Genomic DNA, 3,276 nt, shown 5'->3' on the forward strand with positions numbered 1-3,276 from the left:
GGCCGCCGACTCGTCCGCGGCAGACCGCCGCACGACAAAGGCAGCCGGAAGCCCAGCGACCACATGGTTGACGAGCGCTGTCTTACCCGAGCCCGGATCCCCCTCGACCCACACCACCCGGCCCGCAGCGCCCGACACCGCGTCGACACAAGCCCCGATCGCGGCCAGCTCGGCGACCCGTCCGACGAACCACTCGTCGCTAGCCGGCAATTCCCAGCGGCGCACAGCCCGAACCTACCTTTCAACAACCCTTAGGCACCAGCAACACCCCGCTCGGCGCGAAGTAACCGTACGTTCCGGATGAAAGTCCTTTTACGGAACGTACCGTGCCGTCTCCCGCCCGCACCTCTTCGACCGCGCGGTTGCTAACCCGCACCGGCACGGTTTAGCTGTGTGTCATGAGCACCACTGCCTTCGACGTGATCAGCCCGGTCGACGAGACGATCGTGGAAACGGTGCGCTTCGCCGGCCGCGCCGAGATGGACGCGCGGGTCGAGCGCGCCGACCGCGCCTTCGCGACCTGGCGCCGCGTCGCGCCCGGGGACCGGGCCCGGCTGCTGCGCCGGTTCGCCGACGCGGTGGACGCCGACATCGAGACGCTCGCCGGCCTGGAGGTGCGCAACGCCGGCCACACGATCGGGAACGCCCGGTGGGAGGCCGGCAACGTGCGCGACGTGCTCGGTTACTACGCCGCGGCCCCTGAGCGGCTGGCCGGGCGGCAGATCCCGGTGGCCGGGGGGATCGACGTCACCTTCCACGAGCCGATGGGGGTGGTCGGCGTCATCGTGCCGTGGAACTTCCCGATGCCGTTGGCCGCCTGGGGATTCGCCCCGGCCCTCGCCGCGGGCAACACGGTGATCGTCAAGCCGGCGCAGTACACGCCGCTGACCGTGCTGCGCCTGGAGCAACTCGCGCTGGAAGCCGGGCTGCCGCCTGATGTCTTCCAGGTCGTCCTCGGCACGGGCGCGGAGGCGGGCGAGCACCTCGTCGGGCACCCGCTGGTGCGCAAGATCGTGTTCACCGGGTCGACCGCGGTGGGCAAGCAGATCATGCGGCTGTGCGCCGACCAGGTGAAGCCGCTGACGCTGGAGCTGGGCGGCAAGAACGCCAACATCGTCTTCGCCGACGCCGACCTGGAGAGTGCCGCGGCCACCGCGCCGATGGCGGCGTTCGACAACTCCGGCCAGGACTGCTGCTCCAGGTCCCGGGTCCTGGTGCAGCGCAGTGCCTTCGAGCGGTTCATGGAGCTGCTTGAACCGGCCGTCAAGAGCCTCGCGGTCGGCGATCCCGCGGACCCCGCCACCGCCATGGGGCCGCTGATCTCGGCGCGGCACCTGGCGAAGGTCACCTCCTACATCGACGAAGAGACGGCGGTGGCCTTCCGCGGCAGCGCCCCGCGGGGGCCTGGCTTCTGGTTCCCGCCGACCGTGCTGGCCCCGGTCGCCGCGACCAGCCGGCAGTGGCGCGAGGAGATCTTCGGCCCGGTGATCGCCGTCATGCCGTTCGAGGACGAGGAGGACGCCATCCGGCTGGCCAACGACACCCCGTACGGGCTGTCCGGGTCGCTGTGGACCCGCGACCTCGGACGGGCGCTGCGGGTCGTCCGCGCCTGGGACAGCGGCAACCTGTCGGTCAACTCGCACTCCTCGGTGCGGTACTGGACGCCCTTCGGCGGGTTCAAGCAGTCCGGACTCGGCAGGGAACTCGGCCCGGACGCCGTCGAGTCGTTCACCGAGACAAAGAACGTGTTCATCGCGACCGGGGAGTGAGGCCGGTAGGGTGGCCGGATGCCGCCGAGAACGCAGCCCCGTCCAACGGCTGCCGACGGCGCGCCCGACCTCACGCGGCTGTTCGGTGAGCTGGTGCGGCTTGAGACCGAGCTGTGCGGCGCGGTCGACAGAAGGCTGCGCGCGGACCACGGCCTGCCGCTGCCCCATTTCGAGTTCATGCGGGTCATCGCCAGGACCCCGGACTGCAGGGTGCAGGACATCGCGACGGAGCTGAGCATCACCGTCGGCGGCACGAGCAAGATCGTCGATCGCATCGAGGCCGCGGGGCACTGCGCGCGGCGCGCCAACCCCGATGACCGGCGCTCCTCGATCGTCGAGCTCACGCCGGCCGGCAAGCGGCTGCTGGCCAGGGCCGCCGTGACCGTCGAGGACGAGCTGCGCACCCGGCTGGGCCCGGCGCTCTCTGATCGCTCGGCGGTTCAGTTCACCAGGACGCTCACCAGGCTCAGAGACGCGGCGAGCGGGTGAAGCTCGCGATCGTCGGGGCGGGCGTCGGCGGGCTGACGCTCGCCCTTGAGCTGCACGACGCCGGCATCGACTGCGAAATCTACGAGGCTGCCCCGCAGTTGCGGCCCGTCGGCGTCGGCATCAACGTCCTGCCGCACGCGACGAAGATCCTCGCCCGGCTGGGCCTCGAAGCCGAGCTGGCCGCGGTCGGCGTCACGACCCGCGAGTCGGCCTTCTTCAACCGCTTCGGCCAGTTCATCTACCGGGAACCGGCCGGGCGGTTCGCCGGCTATGAGCACCCGCAGTTCTCGATCCACCGCGGCGACCTGCACGGCGTCCTGCTGTCCGCGGTGACCGGCAGGCTCGGACCGCAGCGGCTGCACCTCGATCACGCCTGCACCACGGCGGTCGAGGATGAGAACGGCGTGACCCTGGCCTTCCGCTCGACGTCGGCGGACGCGGCGCTGCCGCCGGCTCGCGCGGACATCGTCGTCGCCTGCGACGGCATCCACTCCAGGCTGCGCAAGCAACTCCACCCGGACGAGGGGCCGCCGGTCTACTCCGGGGTGAACATGTGGCGCGGCACGGCCGTCCACCCCCCGTTCCTGACCGGCGCGACCATGACCAGGGCCGGCTGGCTCGCCACCGGCAAGCTGGTGGCCTACCCCGTCAGGGACAACGTGGACGGAGCGGGAAACCAGCTCGTCAACTGGGTGGCCGAGATCGAGACGCCCCGGCACGCGGACCGCGACTGGAACCGCCAGGGTCAGCTCGCCGATTTCATCGGCGCGTTCGAGGACTGGCATTTCGACTGGCTGGACGTTCCCGCCCTGATCAGGTCATCGGCGGAAATCCTGGAGTACCCGATGGTGGACCAGGACCCGGTGGACCACTGGACCCGCGGCAGGCTGACCCTGCTCGGCGACGCGGCGCACCCGATGGTTCCCCGCGGCTCCAACGGCGCGGGCCAGGCCATCCTTGACGCCCGCGCGCTGCGCGACGCCCTCGCGGGCAGCGCGGATCCCGCTGCCGCCCTCCG

At 71.2% G+C, this 3,276-nt stretch carries 4 protein-coding genes; 3 read left to right on the forward strand and 1 reads right to left on the reverse strand.

From position 1 onward, the window contains the following. Nucleotides 1-225: ATP-binding protein (locus WA805_RS09565; RefSeq protein ID WP_425242160.1), on the reverse strand; the 225-nt coding region annotated here is incomplete at its 3' end. 173 nt (nt 226-398) lie between these two features. Between WA805_RS09565 and WA805_RS09570 the strand changes: the two genes are divergently transcribed. The 3 genes from WA805_RS09570 to WA805_RS09580 all read left to right on the forward strand — a co-directional run. Beyond that, nucleotides 399-1,769: an aldehyde dehydrogenase family protein gene (locus WA805_RS09570; protein ID WP_425242161.1), complete on the forward strand. Its 1,371-nt coding sequence runs from the start codon at nt 399-401 to the stop codon at nt 1,767-1,769. 18 nt (nt 1,770-1,787) lie between these two features. Then, nucleotides 1,788-2,258 carry a MarR family winged helix-turn-helix transcriptional regulator gene (locus WA805_RS09575; protein WP_422284510.1) on the forward strand — a complete coding sequence of 157 codons (471 nt, stop codon included), beginning with the start codon at nt 1,788-1,790 and terminating at the stop codon, nt 2,256-2,258. Beyond that, on the forward strand, nt 2,255-3,276 hold a 1,022-nt coding region (locus WA805_RS09580), incomplete at its 3' end, for a flavin-dependent oxidoreductase (RefSeq protein WP_425242162.1). The genes WA805_RS09575 and WA805_RS09580, both read left to right, overlap by 4 nt.

The organism is Trebonia sp. (assembly GCF_049794275.1).
Classification (GTDB): Bacteria; Actinomycetota; Actinomycetes; order Streptosporangiales; family Streptosporangiaceae; genus Trebonia.